Source organism: Nocardia sp. NBC_01327 (genome assembly GCF_035958815.1).
Classification (GTDB): domain Bacteria; phylum Actinomycetota; class Actinomycetes; order Mycobacteriales; family Mycobacteriaceae; genus Nocardia.
Window position 1 is genome coordinate 3,598,168 of sequence record NZ_CP108383.1, and the last position, 13,855, is coordinate 3,612,022.

The following is a 13,855-nucleotide window of genomic DNA, read 5'->3' on the forward strand; positions in this document are numbered from 1 at the left end:
GTATGACCACCAATGGATCCGAACCCGATGTCGCAGAGGTATATCCGCCGAACGCCGAGTTCGCCGCGACCGCCAATGCGGGACCGGAATTGTATGCCGCCGCGGCCGCCGATCGCCTGGCGTTCTGGGCAGATCAGGCGCAGCGCCTGCACTGGCACCAGAAGTGGACCGAGGTCCTCGACTGGTCGGACGCGCCTGTCGCGAAATGGTTCACCGGCGGCGAGTTGAATGTCGCGTACAACTGCGTCGACCGGCACGTGTTCGCCGGTAACGGAGATCGCGTCGCGATCCATTTCGAGGGGGAGCCGGGCGACAGCCGCGACATCACCTACCGCGACCTGCTCGCCGAAGTCTGCCGGGCGGCAAACACTTTCACCGATCTCGGCCTCGTCCCCGGGGACCGCGTGGCCATCTACATGCCGATGATCCCCGAGGCGATCGTGACGATGCTCGCATGCGCGCGCCTGGGTCTGACCCATTCGGTGGTGTTCGCCGGGTTCGCCGCGACCGCGCTGCGCTCACGTATCGACGACGCCGAGGCCAAGCTCGTGGTCACCGTCGACGGTCAGTGGCGGCGCGGCCGGGCGGTCCCGCTCAAGCCTGCCGTGGACGAGGCGGTCGAAGGCGCGGAGTCGGTGCGAAATGTGTTGCTGGTCAAGCGGTCCGGCGTCGATGTCGACCTCACCGAAGGCCGGGACCTGTGGTGGCACGAGACCGTCGAGAAAGCGTCCGCCGAGCATGTGGCGCAGCCGTTCGACGCCGAGCATCCGCTGTTCATCCTGTATACGTCGGGCACCACCGGTAAGCCCAAGGGCATTGTCCACACCTCCGGCGGGTACCTGACGCAGGTGTCGTCCACGCACCACAGCGTTTTCGACCACACTGCCGGTCGAGACGTGTACTGGTGCACCGCGGATATCGGCTGGATCACCGGCCACAGCTATATCGTGTACGGCCCCTTGTCGAATGGCGTCACCCAGGTGGTCTACGAGGGCACGCCCAACTTTCCCGACGAGCATCGCCACTTCCGGATCATCGAGAAGTACGGCGTCTCCCTCTACTACACCGCACCCACGCTGGTGCGCACCTTCATGAAGTGGGGGCGCGATATCCCCGACGCGCACGACCTGACGTCGCTTCGACTGCTCGGCTCGGTCGGCGAACCGATCAATCCCGAGGCATGGCGCTGGTTCCGTGACGTCCTGGGAGGCGGCCGGACCCCGATCGTGGACACGTGGTGGCAGACGGAGACCGGCGCGATCATGATCTCGCCGCTGCCCGGCGTCACCGCCACCAAACCCGGATCCGCGATGGCGCCGCTGCCCGGCATCTCGGTGCGGATCGTCGACGGCGACGCCATGCCCGTCGGTCCCGGCGGCAGCGGCTATCTGGTTCTCGACCAGCCGTGGCCGTCGATGCTGCGCGGTATCTGGGGCGATATGGACCGCTTTCGCGAGACCTACTGGTCCCGCTATGCGGAGGAGGGCTGGTACTTCGCCGGCGACGGCGCCAAGTACGACGAGGACGGCGCGCTGTGGGTTCTCGGACGTGTCGATGACGTCATGAACGTCTCCGGGCACCGGATCTCCACCTTCGAGGTCGAATCCGCACTCGCCGGACACCACGCCATCGCCGAGGCCGCCGTGGTCGGCGCCGCGGACGAGATGACCGGTCAGAGCATCGTCGCGTTCGTGATCCTGCGCGAAGGCGCCGAGAACAGCGGTCAGGCGCTGATCGCGGAACTGCGGGCACAGGTCTCCGCCGAGCTCTCGCCGATCGCGAAGCCGCAGCAGATCACCGTTGTGCCGGAGCTGCCCAAGACCCGCTCGGGCAAGATCATGCGGCGTCTCCTGCGTGACATCGCCGAAGGCCGCGATCTCGGCGATACCTCGGCCCTGGTCGATCCCAAGGTGCTCGACGCGGTTCGGGGTCGGTGAGCTCGGGTACGACAGGACGACCGGCGCCCGCCCAATTCTGCTACCGCGGTAGCGAATTGGGCGGGCGCCGGTCGGCGTGTGCTGCACTTGCGGTGTTACCGGCGCTTCTTCGCGAAGTAGGCGACCGATCTGCTGAGAAACAGGTTCTCCTGCTCCAACTCCCGGACCCGCAGCTCCAGCTCCTGCAACCGGGCCCGCTCGGACCTCGGCAATTCCGAATCGCAGACCGGCCGCGACTCCTGGCTGGGATCGCATGACTTCCGCTGTGCCACAACGACTCCGTTCAGGTCATCGAGATTTCACGATGGGCTCGTGCTCGACCCTGGCCGATCCGTCGAAGAGATTTCGCTGGTCCCAGGTGAGGGCTGTGGTCGTTCCGGGGAGGCACAGCGAATCGAGATCCCAGCCCGCCTGGTGAAACCGAGAGCGAATCAGCTCGGGCTCCTGGTAGAACGCGATGTGACAGCCCGCGATGAAGAGCTCGCGACCATTGATCGAGTGCGCCTCCTCCGTGCAGAGCCAGCCGATCGCGGCAGCGGCGTGCGCGGAATGCGGGTCCACGGCGAACGGTGCGCCCCCACCGTCCATCCACATATTTGCCAGTGGAGGTATCCCCAGGGCTTCCACCGCGTAGCTCAGGCTCGCCATATTCTCCGGCGTCGCCATATTGCTGTTTGCGGTAATCGGGCGAATTACATTGCTGCGTACGCCGAACTCGCCGAGATCGCGTGCCACCGTGCGTGAGAATCCGACGACGCCCTCCTTCGCGGCGGAATAATTGCCCATGCCGTAGTGCCCGATTCCGGACGGAGACGAAAGATTCACGATCGAGCCGCCCCGCGCCATCAGATGCGGAGCGGCGTGGCGCACGGTAGCGAAGTAGCCCTTGAGATTGACCGCCAGCACCAAATCGAAGTCTTCTTCACTCATCTGGTCGATCCGCGTCGGGCGAATGATGCCGGCGTTGTTGACGAGGATATCGATCCGCCCGAACGCGTCCATGGCCGCGTCTACCACGGCTTTACCGCCGGCCATGCTGTCGACGCTCGACGTCTCGGCGACGGCTTCGCCGCCCGCAGCGCGGATTTCCTCGACCACGGCCTGCGCCACCGACCGATTGTTTCCCGTGCCGTCCGGTTCGCCGCCGAGATCGTTCACCACGACCCGGGCGCCTTCGCGCGCCAATAGCAGCGCTGTATCCCGCCCTATTCCCCGACCCGCTCCCGTGACGATGGCGGTCTTTCCTGCAAAGCGTTCTCGGCCCATTCGGTCGTCCTTTCATTCGGTGGCGAATTGCTCTGCCACAGAGACGATTCTGCGTGAACGACCAAGAATGGGCACCTGTCATCTGTCGGCTATTCAGCCCGAATGGTCGACGCGGTGCTGTTGACGACAATCGGCTGGCAAGCCGGTGAATCCGGCGGCGCGGACGTGCGCACGTCCGTCGTTCGTAGGCGTGCAGCTGCAATTTCATTTGTCGCTTGCAGGTGTCACTGTCGAGGACCTGTGGTGCCGATTCGCTGACGTGTTGTGCCACAAACGAATTCGAAGTAGATGTGCTCGGCGGTAGCCGCGAGACTACAGGGATGCGGCCCGGGCGGGGCCGTCGCCGGGGACCTGATGAGGGTTTGGTTATCGGCGTCATCCGTTGGTGTATGGAGGCGAAATCAGAGCATGAGCGCATCCGAAGAGGAGCGGCAGATCAGTGAGCTCGTCGGCCGGCTGGCCGACAAATTCCCTCATCTGGCGGAGCGGGTGGTCGGTGAGGAAGTGCGCGGGATACACCGCGAATTCAACGGTCATCGGGTTCGGGAATTCATACCGCTGCTGGTGGAGCGGATTGCGGAGCGGCAGTTGAGCCGGCGGGTGTCCTACAGCTCGGCCATCGGCAACCCGCTCGCCGCGGCGGGTGACCCGCTATGGGATCGGGTGCAACCAGTATCTCCGGTTCGCATTCGAGGGTGAGGTTGCGGCGTATTGTCCCTGGGAGGGTCCTATCGGTCAGGAACGAGAGGGATCGACCATGCGGGGCATTCACCGAGGTGTGTTCGGAGCCGTGCCGGCGAGCGTTCTCGCCGTGCTGCTGATCGGAGCGTCGCCCGCGCACGCGGACCCGCTACCGATCGTGCAGCTCGGGTTCCACAACGGCTACTGCTCGACGACCGAGGTCGGGGTGCCCGCGAATACCCCGTTCGATATCGATATCGACACCACGTTCCAGTTCACCGACACGTCCCAGTTCCGGATTCCCGCGCTGGGCATTCGGGTGATCCTGCCGAGCGCGTACTTCAACCCGCACACCCGGGTCGAGATCGGCCCGCAGCCCCCGGGCCCGATTCCCTTCGAGCTCGAGACGCCCTGGGTGTCGGGGAGTGCGGGCAAGGGCTGCTTCGGGACCATCCAGGTCTGGTGAGTGTTCGAGCGATAACCGCGTAACCCGTTGCCGTATCTGTCTGTATGAAGTCGACCGTATCGGGCCCGGCGGGCGTCGTGCCGAATACCGCTGTCCGGCAACTGATCGCGGTGGCCGTGCTGCTGACCGGCGCCGCGATCGCGGTGACGCTCGGAGTGCTCGGCACCCACTTCGGGCCCGTCCCGCGGCCACTGCCCACCTGGGGCTTCTCCGCGCCGCAAACCTTCAAGGCATATCTGAGCAGCCTGGTCCTGGTCTTCATCCTGGCCCAATTGCTCACGGCCGTATGGATTTACCGGTGGCACGCGGGCCGCTGGGTCCATCGCTACCACCGCATCGCCGGTGCGCTCACCTTCACCGCAAGCCTCCCGGTGGGCTACTACTGCCTCTACAGCTTCGGCTTCCACCTGGACGACGGCATCCCACCGCGCATCCTGGTGCACTCGATCGCCGGCATCGCCTTCTACGGCGCGTTCGCCGCCAAGATGCTGGCATTGCGCCTGCGCAACGCACCCGCCTGGCTGGTGCCGGTCCTGGGCGCCCTCGTCTTCGGAACCTTCGTCCTCGCCTGGTCGGCGGCGGCCCTGTGGTGGTTCCACACCGTCGGCTTCTCCCGCTGATCGGAACAGTCACACCGCGCCGCGATTAGTTCCGGTCTGTCGTTGCCTCTATCCATGCAGGAGGTGATCGAGATGACCGCAGCGATCGTGGTGCAGTACCGAACCAGGGCCGATTCCGCGGAACACAATCAACGGCTTGCCGAGCGGGTTGTCGAGGAGCTCAACGCACGAGATCCGGGCGGATTGCGCTATCAGGTTTTCCGGCTCGAGGACGGTGTGGGATTCGTGCACATCGCCGTATTCGACGGCACGGCAGACCCATTCGGGGATTCGTGCGCCTTCGCGGCGTTTCATGCGGAGTTTCCCGCCCGCCTGGTCGGACCCGCGACGGTGCTGCGGGCGGCCGTTGTCGGCACCTACGGAATCGAATGAGGGGCGAAGAAATGAGAAGCATGCAAACGGCATTGGACTCCGGAACGGAGCAGGCGGTGCGCAGCCGCTACCGGGTGTTGGCGCTGGCGTGCGCCGCCATGTTCATCACGGTGGTCGACCTGACGATCGTCAATGTGTCGCTGCCGAGGATGGCCCTGGACCTCGGGCTCGGTGAGGACGCCCTGCAGTGGGTCGTCATCGGGTACAGCGTGCCGTTCGGCGGCCTGCTGCTGCTGGCCGGGCGGGTCGGCGACATGCTCGGGCGGCGGCGCGTCCTCCTGGCCGGCCTGATGATCTTCACGCTGGCGTCGCTGCTCGCCGGATTATCCACCAGCACAACGATGTTGATCGCATCCCGTGCGGCTCAGGGGGTCGGGGCAGCACTGATCGCGCCGTCGGCGCTCGCGGTCGTCGCGGACACCTTCCCGGAGGGAAGGGAACGCAACGGCGCTCTCGGAATCTATGGCGCGCTCGGCGGCGCGGCCGCCTCGGTGGGCGTGCTGGCCGGCGGCTTCCTGACCGATGGTCCCGGCTGGCAGTGGGTCTTCTTCGTCAATGTGCCGATCGGCGCGGTGCTGGTGGCGGCCACCGTGGTGTTGCTGCGCGGCCACCGAATCGTCCGTCGCGGAGCCAGTTTCGAGCCGCGCAGCGCCCTGGCGGTGACGGGCGGATCGATGCTGGGCCTGTATGCGCTGAACCGGGGCGTGGTGGACGGGTGGACCTCGGCGACAACACTCGCGCTCGCCGCTGCGGCGATCGCGACACTGATGGTGTTCGTCTGGTCGGAATCGCGCAGCCGAAGTCCGCTCATCCCACCGTCGCTGCTGGCGAACCGGCCGGTAGTGCAGGCGAATCTGGCGGCGGCCACCGGTTACGGCAGCTTCTTCGCCTTCATCTTCCTGACGACCCTGCTGATGCAGCAGCAACTGCACTACTCACCGACGAAGACCGGCGTGGTGTGGCTGCTGACCTCGGGCACCGGATTCGTATTCGCGGGCCTGACCGGCGCAGTCCTGGCAAAACGCTTCGGTCCCCGCCGGTTGATCGGGCTGGCGTCGATATTGATGGTGGTCAGCGCCCTGGGGCTGATGGTCATTCCGCAGCATCCGCATTTCGCCGTTTCCCTACTGCCCACGTTGGTGATCGCCGGTGTGGCCGTCGGCCTGTTCGCGCCGTCGGTGCAGATCGCGGCCCTCACCGAGGTGTCCGATACCGATTTCGGTGCGGCTTCGGGTCTCATGGAGACCTCGCGCGAGTTCGGTGGTTCGGTGGTGATCGCCTCGGCGTCCACCGTCCTGTTGGGCGCGCACGCCGACTTCCTGCACGGCGTGCACGGCGGATATGCGGTCATCGCCGTCGCCGCGGCTCTGGGCGTCATTGTCGCCATCCCGCGCCCACGGCAGCGCCGACCTCGGACACAGCGTGCGGCTACGACCACAATGGGAGGCAGCCATGAACACGGACATTGAGGATCGCTCGCGTGACGAGGACTTCGCCCGGTCGGCCGAGCCGCTGCGGCGTGAGTTGATCGGCTACTGCTACCGGATGCTCGGCTCACTGCACGATGCCGAGGAAGTGGTCCAGCAGGTCTACCTCGATGCATGGCGGTCCTACGACCGTTTCGAAGGCCGTTCGTCATTGCGCACCTGGATGTATCGGATTGCCACGAGGGCCTCGCTCCGGGCGCTGGAACGCGCCAGATATCGCCCGCTGCCGTCGGGTCTGGGGCCACCGGGCACCGATGCGGGCGTGCGCGGCCCGGAGGTGCACTGGCTGGCACCGTTCCCCGACCGGCTGATCACGTCCGACCCGGCCTCGGTGGTGATAACGCGACAGAGCACCCGCCTGGCGCTGGTGGCGGCGCTGCAGACCCTGCCTGCCCGGCAGCGGGCCGTGCTCATACTCCGTGACGTACTCGAGTGGCACGCAACGGAAGTCGCGGTCGCGCTCGAGATGACCGTGGCCGCGGTCAACAGCGCGCTGCAGCGCGCCCGCGCCCAATTACCCGTCACCGAAGAAGGTTTGACCGAACCGACCCAGGCTCGGCAGCGAGAGCTGCTCGACCGATACGCGGCCGCGTTCGAGAACGCGGATGTCCGAGGGCTAGTGGCAGCGCTCACCGACGACGTCACCTGGGAGATGCCGCCGGACCCGCTCTGGTTCGCGGACCGGGCGACCACGGTGGCCTTTCTCGGAAGCCGGATGCGGGAACTGGGCGCCGCCCTGGTTCAGCCGATGTCGGCGAACGGACAGCCGGCCCTCGCCCTGTACATCCGCGACACCACCGGAGACTGGCGCGCTCACGCCATTCACGTGCTGACCGTTGTCCCCGAAGGAATCTCCCGCGTCGCCGCCTTCCTGGATCCGGCCCTGTTCCCAGCGTTCGGCCTTCCCGACCGGCTCCCTCCGGATCGGAGTCATTCATGACCATGCGATAGGTCGTCGGGGTCGGTCCAGATTGCCATCGGGACCGTCTCCGCGCTGCGTCCGGCCGAATCCAGCACGCGCCCCATGCGTTTGATGAAACGCAGCACGATCGATGTGCCGAGGATCGTCAGTCGCGGTGCCTCGGCCGAGAGCCGCGACTCGACCACGAGCACCTCGTGCATGGTCTGCAGTGAGAATCCGACGGCGAGATTCGGCTCGCCGCCGGAGACCCGCATGCACACGCGGGCCCCCGGCACTCGGAGCAACGCCTCGACGGTCGCCCGGTCGTTCGGATCGGCCCGCGCCCACAGCCACATGCCCACCGGCCAGCTCGACAGCGACAGAGCCAGATCGCAGCGCAGCACCAGCTGCCCGTCGGTGATCATACGGTCGAGCCGTCGGCGAATTGTGCTGATACTCAGGCAGGTTTCGTTCGCCAGCTCGGCCAGCGGGGTGCGGCCATCCTGCCCCAATCGGAGGATCAGGGTGCGATCGACGGCATCGAGCGGCCGTGTCGGCGGTGGGCGCACGGGCCACGGCCGCACACCGTCCATCAGACGGGACCGCTGCGCGGCGTCCAGTGCGTTCAGCTGCCATTGGTCGCCCATCCGGTACACCCGCGTCACCAGCATCGTGCTGGTCGCGGCCACCCCGGGCACCGCCGACAGCGATTCCAGCAACAGCCGCGAGAGTGCCACCAGCCCAGGCACATTGATCAGCAGCGAGAGATCGTGATCGCCGCTGATGTGCTCGACACTGAGGACGTGCGGCCAGCGGGCCAGCCGCTGCGCGGTGGCGTTCACCGCCCCGTTGGCGCAGCTGACCAGGACGATGGCCTGACAGGCGTCCGGCACACCGGTGGCGCGGCCGCCGACCCAGGCCGCCCTGGCGGCGCTGAGCCGTTGCCAGCGCCGCGCCACCGTGACGGGGTCGACGTCCAGCGCCGCGCCGATTCGTTGCCAGGTGGCACGCGGAGCGATCTCGAGGCAGTTGATCAGCATCAGATCCAGCTCGTCCAGCGTGCTGGCAGAATCCTGCATCCCCACCCCGATTCCTCGAAGATCCTGCGGATTTACGCATTCTTCGACAGGCCTCGCCATCCTGTCACGATTCCGCATCTCAGGAGGACTCGGCAATGCGAACATCACAGAAAAGGCTTGTGCTCCACCATGATCTGGTCCGGCTGCGCCGCGAGCTGCATGCCGACCCGGAGGTCGGACTGCGATTGCCCCGCACCAGGCAGCGGGTGCTCGACGCGCTCGCCGGGCTGCCACTCGAGATCACCCTCGGCCGCGATATCGGATCGGTGACCGCCGTGCTCCGCGGCGGCCGGCCGGGACCCTCGGTACTGCTGCGGGGCGATATGGACGCACTGCCCGTGGCGGAACGCACCGGGCTCGACTACGCCTCGGGCAATGGCGCGATGCATGCCTGCGGGCACGATCTGCACACCGCGATGCTGGTCGGCGCCGCCCGGCTGCTCAGTGCGCGACGGCATGGGCTCACCGGCGATGTGGTCTTCATGTTCCAACCCGGCGAAGAGGGCGAGGACGGCGCGGCGAAGATGATCGCCGAGGGCGCGCTGGAGGCGGCCGGGTCGCTCCCGGTGGCGGCCTATGCGATGCACGTCATGTCGGCGCGATTCCCGCACGGCATCTTCACCACCCGCAGGGGACCCCTGATGGCAGGCGCCGACCTGCTGTCGGTGACCGTGCACGGCACCGGCGGGCACGGCTCGGCCCCGCACCTGGTCCGGGATCCGATCCCCGCCGCGGCGGCCGTGGTCGGTGCGCTGCCGGGTCTTCTCACCCGGACCGTCGACCCGGCCGATACGGCGGTGCTCACCATCGGAAGCATGCACGCGGGCGCCGCCGGGAACGTCATTCCGGAGCGCGCTGAACTGCTCGGCACGCTGCGCTGGCACGATGTGCGCACCCGCGACGCGCTGCGGGAGGGTTTCTCCGAAGTGTGCCGCGCGATCGCCCGAGCACACGGTGTGACCGCGGATCCGGGTGTGGTCGAGTACCTGGACGTGACGGCCAATGACCCGGACGAGGCCGATTTCGTCGCGAGGGTGGCGGCCGAGGTGCACGGGGCGCAGCGGTATCGCGATCTGCCGCAACCACTCTGCGCCGGAGAGGACTTCTGCCGGGTCCTCGACCGGGTACCGGGAGCGATGATCCTGCTCGGTGCGTGCCCACCGGAACGAGATCCCGCCCACGCCTTCGACAATCATTCGCCCTACGCGGTTTTCGACGATTCGGTGCTCACCGACGGCGCGCTGCTGCATGCCGAGATCGCCGCCCGCAGACTGGCCGCCGCCGCTCGGCTGACCGCCGACGCCCACACCGCATAGGCCGCTCATGTCCGATATCAGCTCCGCCCCGCAACCCGTCCGCACGCTTCCGCTCATCCAATCCAGTTCCGCCGCAAGCGATGCGGTCTCTCGACCATGGCGCACTCTCGCCTCGACCGGTGTCGGCAATGCGCTCGAATGGTACGACTGGGCGATCTTCGGAACCTTCTCACCGTTTTTCGCCCACGCGTTCTTCCCCTCCAGAACCGGCACCCTGGCCTTGCTGTCGGCGTTGGTCGTCTTCGCCGTCGGGTTTGTCATCCGGCCGGTCGGCAGCCTGGTGTTCGGCTGGTACGCCGATCGGCGGGGGCGCCGCCCGGCGCTGGTCGGGGCGATCGCGCTCGCCGCCGCCGGTAGCCTGCTGATCGGTATCGCGCCCGCCCATGCCGCGATCGGCGTGGCGGCCCCGGTCCTGCTCGTCCTCGCGCGGCTGGCGCAGGGCCTCGGGCACGGTGGCGAAATGCCTGCCGTGCAAACCTATCTCGCCGAATCCGCACCGCCGGGTCGGCGGGGCCGCTGGGCCAGCTTCGTCTATGTGTCGGGGACGACCGGGATCGTGGCGGCGACGGTTCTCGGCGCCGTGCTGTCGGGTCTGCTGAGCAAGGCGCAGATGGAGTCCTGGGGCTGGCGACTGCCGTTCGTATTGGGCGGCGTGGTGGGCATCTACACGCTGGTGATGCGATTGCGACTGCCGGAAACCCGCGTCATCGCGCGCACCGGCGCGGGTGGCCGGCTCCTGCGGGGCCTGTGGCAGCAGCGCGCCGGGTGCGCCCGAGCATTCGGGCTGACCATCGGCGGTACCGTCGCCTTCTATCTCTGGGTGATCGGCACACCGGCGCAAGCCGTTGCCGCACACCGGATTCCGGCATCTCAGGTGCTGTGGATCAGCGTACTGGCCTCGGTGTTCCTCATCGCGCTGCTGCCGCTGTGCGGTATCGCGTCGGATCGAATAGGCCGGCGCCCATTGCTGCTGCTGTCGTTCCTCGGCACCGCGGTCGTGGTCTTCCCCGCGATGGCGCTGCTACGCGGGGGTGCCTGGTCCATGGCCGTCGCACTGTTTCTCGCAATGGCGTTCCTGGCCCCGTTCGCGGCGGTCGTTCCGGCGGTATACGCGGAACTGTTCCCGGCCGGGATGCGCGCCACCGGAAGCGGTTTCGGCGCGGCGCTCGCAACCGCCGTCTTCGGCGGCACCGCGCCCTATCTGCAAACCTGGTTGACCACCTCGGGCCGCACCAACCTCTTCGCCGGATACGTGCTCGTCCTCATGCTGATCAGCGCGGCGGTGGCGGCGTGGACACCGGAGACCGCCGATGCGCCGCTCGACTGACCGGATGGGATCAGAATTCGGGCTCCGAGCAGGGGAAATGGGGCGGCGGCCGAAAAATTTTGTTTCGCGAAGCAAGCGATGGCTACCCCTGGAGAACGCGGTGGTGCCTTCGAACACCGATGACGACCGTGTCGGAGGCTGCCCCGCGGAACCGGAGTTTGCCGATTACCTGGCTGACTTTCACGACAGCGGGAAGGAACCAGACTTATGTTGACGCTCACCCCCACTGCCATCGAGGTGGTTCGCACTCTCACGCATGCGGAGGGCATGCCGGAGGAGGCCGGACTGCGAATCTTCACGGCGGACGACTCCGCCACGCTGCAGCTTGCCGTCGCTCCGGTGCCGGCCGAGCAGGATCAGGTCGTGACCGCCGAGGGATCGCGAGTGTTCCTGGATCAGCAGGCCGCCGCATTCTTGGACGACAAGGTCCTCGATACCGGTCAGGACCCCAATGGTGAAGGCGGCTTCGTCATTTCCCAGCAGGGCCAGGGCGTCTCGGGCATCTGACATTCGACCTCCTGCTCCCGCTCGTATGCGGTGAGCAGGAGGTCCAGCCAACGGATTCAGAGGATTCCGTCAGGGCAGCAGGCGCTGTTCCTTCGCCACCGCTACGGCGGCGGCGCGGGTGTCGACGGCGAGTTTGTCGTAGATGCGCCCGAGGTGGGTTTTCACGGTGGCCTCGCTGATGTGCAGGGCGCGAGCGATATCGCGATTGCCCAGGCCGCGCGCGAGTTGGGCGAGAATGTCCAATTCGCGGGCGGTGAGGGTGGGCCGCGGGTTGCGCAGGTGCGCCATGACACGGTGGGCCACCGGTGGCGAGAGTGTCGTACGGCCTTGGGCGGCAGCCTGAATCGCGGTGAACAGTTCCTCGGGGCTTTCGGCTTTGAGGAGGTAGCCGGTGGCGCCGGCGGCGATGGCGCGGGTGATGTCGGCGTCGGTGTCATAGGTGGTCAGAACGAGGACACGGGGTGTGGGAGCGGGGAGTTCGGTGATTCGGCGGGTGGCTTCCGCGCCGTCCATATCCGCGCCGAGTTGCAGGTCCATGAGGACCACGTCGGGGCGCAGGCGATCGGCCAGTGTGACCGCCTGCGCGCCGCTGCCCGCTTCGCCGATCACCTCGATGCCCGGCGTGCTCGAGAGCAGCGCCAGCAGCCCCGCGCGCACCACCGCGTGGTCATCGCAGATGAGCAGGCGCACAGGGGAATCCGTCATCTCGTCTCCAGGGGGATGGCGGCGGAGAGCACTGTGCCCTCGCCCAGCGCGGATTCAATGGTCAGGGTGCCGCCGAACTGCCGCAGGCGGGCGCGCACGGCGGGGAGCCCGTGACCTCGCTCGGCGGCGGCGACGGCGGGGCGCTCGGGGTCGAAACCGCAACCGTCGTCGGCAATATCGAGGGCGACCTGATCGCCCAGGTAGGTCAGCGTGATCGTGGCGGTGGTGGCGCGCGCATGCTCCCGCACATTCGCCAACGCGCCCTGGGCAATGCGCAATAGCGTCGATTCCACGCGCGCGGGCAGGTCGGCCGGGACGCCGTCGGACTGGAAACTCACCGTGAGGGCATCACTACTCTCACGCCCAGCCAGGGTGCGCAAAGCCGCAGTGAGCGAACCGTTTTCGGCCAATTCCGCGGGCGCGAGATCGTGCACGAACCGCCGGGCCTCCGCGAGATTCCGGTCGGCGATCTCGGCCGCGGTGCCCACATGTTCCCGGGCCCGGGCCGGATCGTCCGCCCACACCCGCTCGGCGGCCTGCAGCAGCATCCGCTGACTCGAAAGCCCCTGTGCCAGCGTGTCATGGATCTCCATGGCCAGCCGCTGGCGCTCCGCCAGCATCCCCGCACGCCGTTCGAGCGCCGCCTCACGATCGGTCTGCCGTTGCATGTGCACGAAAACCGCGGTGGCGACGGCGGCCACCGCGGGCGGCGCCAAGAGCACATTCGGATCCAGCCAGCCCGCCAAACGCACCTGGGTGACCACCACCAGCCCGGTCAGCAGCACCACCAATCCCAATGCCACGCGTAGCGGCAGCATGCGCAGGGCGAGATACAGCAGTGGTACCGCACACCAGGCGAAGCTCGGACCGAGGATCACCAGGACCGCCCAGACCGCGACCACCGGAACGAACCACACCGTGCGCCGGGAGCCCAGGACGTACAGCACGGCCAATCCGAGGGAGAGCGCGATCACCCACGGGGCGCGCGGCGTTTCGTGGTGCCGGATGAGAAAGCGGGCCAGCGAGGCCGCCAGCAAGATGTAGAAGGCAGCGTCCATGATCAGGCCGAGGCGGCGCGAATCGGCGCTGGGTGCCACTTCGGTACCTCCTCGGATCGATGGCGAACTGGGCAAACAGTGTCATTGTGCCTGGCGCGGGTGGGTGTGCGGGTCAACCGATCGGCTGATACCT

Annotated in this window: 15 protein-coding genes; 10 read left to right on the forward strand and 5 right to left on the reverse strand. The window is 67.4% G+C overall.

Features of this window, described 5'->3' with window-relative positions; translation table 11 throughout:
• Nucleotides 1-2: 2 nt before the first annotated feature.
• A complete protein-coding gene (gene acs, locus OG326_RS16105; RefSeq protein ID WP_327145444.1) occupies nucleotides 3-1,937 on the forward strand; it encodes an acetate--CoA ligase in 1,935 nt (644 codons plus the stop codon).
• A 95-nt stretch (nucleotides 1,938-2,032) separates the two neighbouring features.
• On the opposite strand, the gene OG326_RS16110 is transcribed toward acs, so the two are convergent.
• Together OG326_RS16110 and OG326_RS16115 are read right to left on the reverse strand one after the other, a co-directional pair.
• Nucleotides 2,033-2,209: a hypothetical protein gene (locus OG326_RS16110; RefSeq protein ID WP_327145445.1), complete on the reverse strand. Its 177-nt coding sequence runs from the start codon at nucleotides 2,207-2,209 to the stop codon at nucleotides 2,033-2,035.
• A 16-nt stretch (nucleotides 2,210-2,225) separates the two neighbouring features.
• A complete protein-coding gene (locus OG326_RS16115) occupies nucleotides 2,226-3,203 on the reverse strand; it encodes an SDR family NAD(P)-dependent oxidoreductase (protein ID WP_327145446.1) in 978 nt (325 codons plus the stop codon).
• A 408-nt stretch (nucleotides 3,204-3,611) separates the two neighbouring features.
• Here OG326_RS16115 and OG326_RS16120 point away from each other — a divergent pair, with 408 nt between their 5' ends.
• The 6 genes from OG326_RS16120 to OG326_RS16145 all read left to right on the forward strand — a co-directional run bounded on the left by OG326_RS16120 (nucleotide 3,612) and on the right by OG326_RS16145 (nucleotide 7,769).
• Entirely contained in the window at nucleotides 3,612-3,902 is a 291-nt protein-coding gene (locus tag OG326_RS16120) for a three-helix bundle dimerization domain-containing protein (protein WP_327145447.1), read from the forward strand.
• A 91-nt stretch (nucleotides 3,903-3,993) separates the two neighbouring features.
• Nucleotides 3,994-4,350, forward strand: a complete 357-nt coding sequence (locus OG326_RS16125; RefSeq protein WP_327145448.1) for a cupredoxin domain-containing protein — start codon at nucleotides 3,994-3,996, stop codon at nucleotides 4,348-4,350.
• A 44-nt stretch (nucleotides 4,351-4,394) separates the two neighbouring features.
• The gene (locus tag OG326_RS16130) at nucleotides 4,395-4,970 is read left to right on the forward strand and encodes a DUF6529 family protein (RefSeq protein ID WP_327145449.1); all 576 of its coding nucleotides are present in this window, start codon (nucleotides 4,395-4,397) and stop codon (nucleotides 4,968-4,970) included.
• A gap of 72 nt (nucleotides 4,971-5,042) precedes the next feature.
• Nucleotides 5,043-5,342: an antibiotic biosynthesis monooxygenase gene (locus tag OG326_RS16135; RefSeq protein WP_327145450.1), complete on the forward strand. Its 300-nt coding sequence runs from the start codon at nucleotides 5,043-5,045 to the stop codon at nucleotides 5,340-5,342.
• 11 nt (nucleotides 5,343-5,353) lie between these two features.
• On the forward strand, nucleotides 5,354-6,811 hold the full coding sequence (locus tag OG326_RS16140) for an MFS transporter (RefSeq protein ID WP_327145451.1): 1,458 nt from the start codon (nucleotides 5,354-5,356) through the stop codon (nucleotides 6,809-6,811).
• Entirely contained in the window at nucleotides 6,795-7,769 is a 975-nt protein-coding gene (locus OG326_RS16145; protein WP_327145452.1) for a sigma-70 family RNA polymerase sigma factor, read from the forward strand. The genes OG326_RS16140 and OG326_RS16145 overlap by 17 nt, the downstream gene beginning before the upstream one ends.
• Here OG326_RS16145 and OG326_RS16150 read toward each other — a convergent pair.
• Nucleotides 7,760-8,809, reverse strand: a complete 1,050-nt coding sequence (locus OG326_RS16150) for an Lrp/AsnC family transcriptional regulator (protein WP_327145453.1) — start codon at nucleotides 8,807-8,809, stop codon at nucleotides 7,760-7,762. The genes OG326_RS16145 and OG326_RS16150 overlap by 10 nt on opposite strands.
• A 95-nt stretch (nucleotides 8,810-8,904) precedes the next feature.
• Here OG326_RS16150 and OG326_RS16155 point away from each other — a divergent pair, with 95 nt between their 5' ends.
• The 3 genes from OG326_RS16155 (at nucleotide 8,905) to OG326_RS16165 (ending at nucleotide 11,959) form a co-directional block, all read left to right on the forward strand.
• A complete protein-coding gene (locus tag OG326_RS16155) occupies nucleotides 8,905-10,125 on the forward strand; it encodes a M20 metallopeptidase family protein (protein ID WP_327145454.1) in 1,221 nt (406 codons plus the stop codon).
• A 7-nt stretch (nucleotides 10,126-10,132) separates the two neighbouring features.
• A complete protein-coding gene (locus OG326_RS16160; RefSeq protein ID WP_327145455.1) occupies nucleotides 10,133-11,452 on the forward strand; it encodes an MFS transporter in 1,320 nt (439 codons plus the stop codon).
• Between the two features lie 207 nt (nucleotides 11,453-11,659).
• Nucleotides 11,660-11,959, forward strand: a complete 300-nt coding sequence (locus tag OG326_RS16165; RefSeq protein ID WP_327145456.1) for a hypothetical protein — start codon at nucleotides 11,660-11,662, stop codon at nucleotides 11,957-11,959.
• Nucleotides 11,960-12,028: 69 nt separating this feature from the next.
• Here the strand turns inward: OG326_RS16165 and OG326_RS16170 are convergent, their stop codons facing one another.
• Both OG326_RS16170 and OG326_RS16175 read right to left on the reverse strand, forming a co-directional pair.
• Nucleotides 12,029-12,664 (reverse strand): response regulator transcription factor, encoded by a 636-nt coding sequence (locus tag OG326_RS16170; RefSeq protein WP_327145457.1) that lies wholly within the window; start codon nucleotides 12,662-12,664, stop codon nucleotides 12,029-12,031.
• The gene (locus OG326_RS16175) at nucleotides 12,661-13,761 is read right to left on the reverse strand and encodes a sensor histidine kinase (protein WP_327145458.1); all 1,101 of its coding nucleotides are present in this window, start codon (nucleotides 13,759-13,761) and stop codon (nucleotides 12,661-12,663) included. The genes OG326_RS16170 and OG326_RS16175 overlap by 4 nt, the downstream gene beginning before the upstream one ends.
• Nucleotides 13,762-13,855: the final 94 nt, after the last annotated feature.

Coding starts and splice junctions, on each gene's coding strand:
- acs (WP_327145444.1), top strand. CDS start 3: ATGACCACCAATGGATCCGAACCCGATGTCGCAGAGGTATATCCGCCG.
- OG326_RS16115 (WP_327145446.1), bottom strand. CDS start 3,203: ATGGGCCGAGAACGCTTTGCAGGAAAGACCGCCATCGTCACGGGAGCG.
- OG326_RS16120 (WP_327145447.1), top strand. CDS start 3,612: ATGAGCGCATCCGAAGAGGAGCGGCAGATCAGTGAGCTCGTCGGCCGG.
- OG326_RS16130 (WP_327145449.1), top strand. CDS start 4,395: ATGAAGTCGACCGTATCGGGCCCGGCGGGCGTCGTGCCGAATACCGCT.
- OG326_RS16135 (WP_327145450.1), top strand. CDS start 5,043: ATGACCGCAGCGATCGTGGTGCAGTACCGAACCAGGGCCGATTCCGCG.
- OG326_RS16140 (WP_327145451.1), top strand. CDS start 5,354: ATGAGAAGCATGCAAACGGCATTGGACTCCGGAACGGAGCAGGCGGTG.
- OG326_RS16145 (WP_327145452.1), top strand. CDS start 6,795: ATGAACACGGACATTGAGGATCGCTCGCGTGACGAGGACTTCGCCCGG.
- OG326_RS16150 (WP_327145453.1), bottom strand. CDS start 8,809: ATGCAGGATTCTGCCAGCACGCTGGACGAGCTGGATCTGATGCTGATC.
- OG326_RS16155 (WP_327145454.1), top strand. CDS start 8,905: ATGCGAACATCACAGAAAAGGCTTGTGCTCCACCATGATCTGGTCCGG.
- OG326_RS16160 (WP_327145455.1), top strand. CDS start 10,133: ATGTCCGATATCAGCTCCGCCCCGCAACCCGTCCGCACGCTTCCGCTC.
- OG326_RS16165 (WP_327145456.1), top strand. CDS start 11,660: ATGTTGACGCTCACCCCCACTGCCATCGAGGTGGTTCGCACTCTCACG.
- OG326_RS16170 (WP_327145457.1), bottom strand. CDS start 12,664: ATGACGGATTCCCCTGTGCGCCTGCTCATCTGCGATGACCACGCGGTG.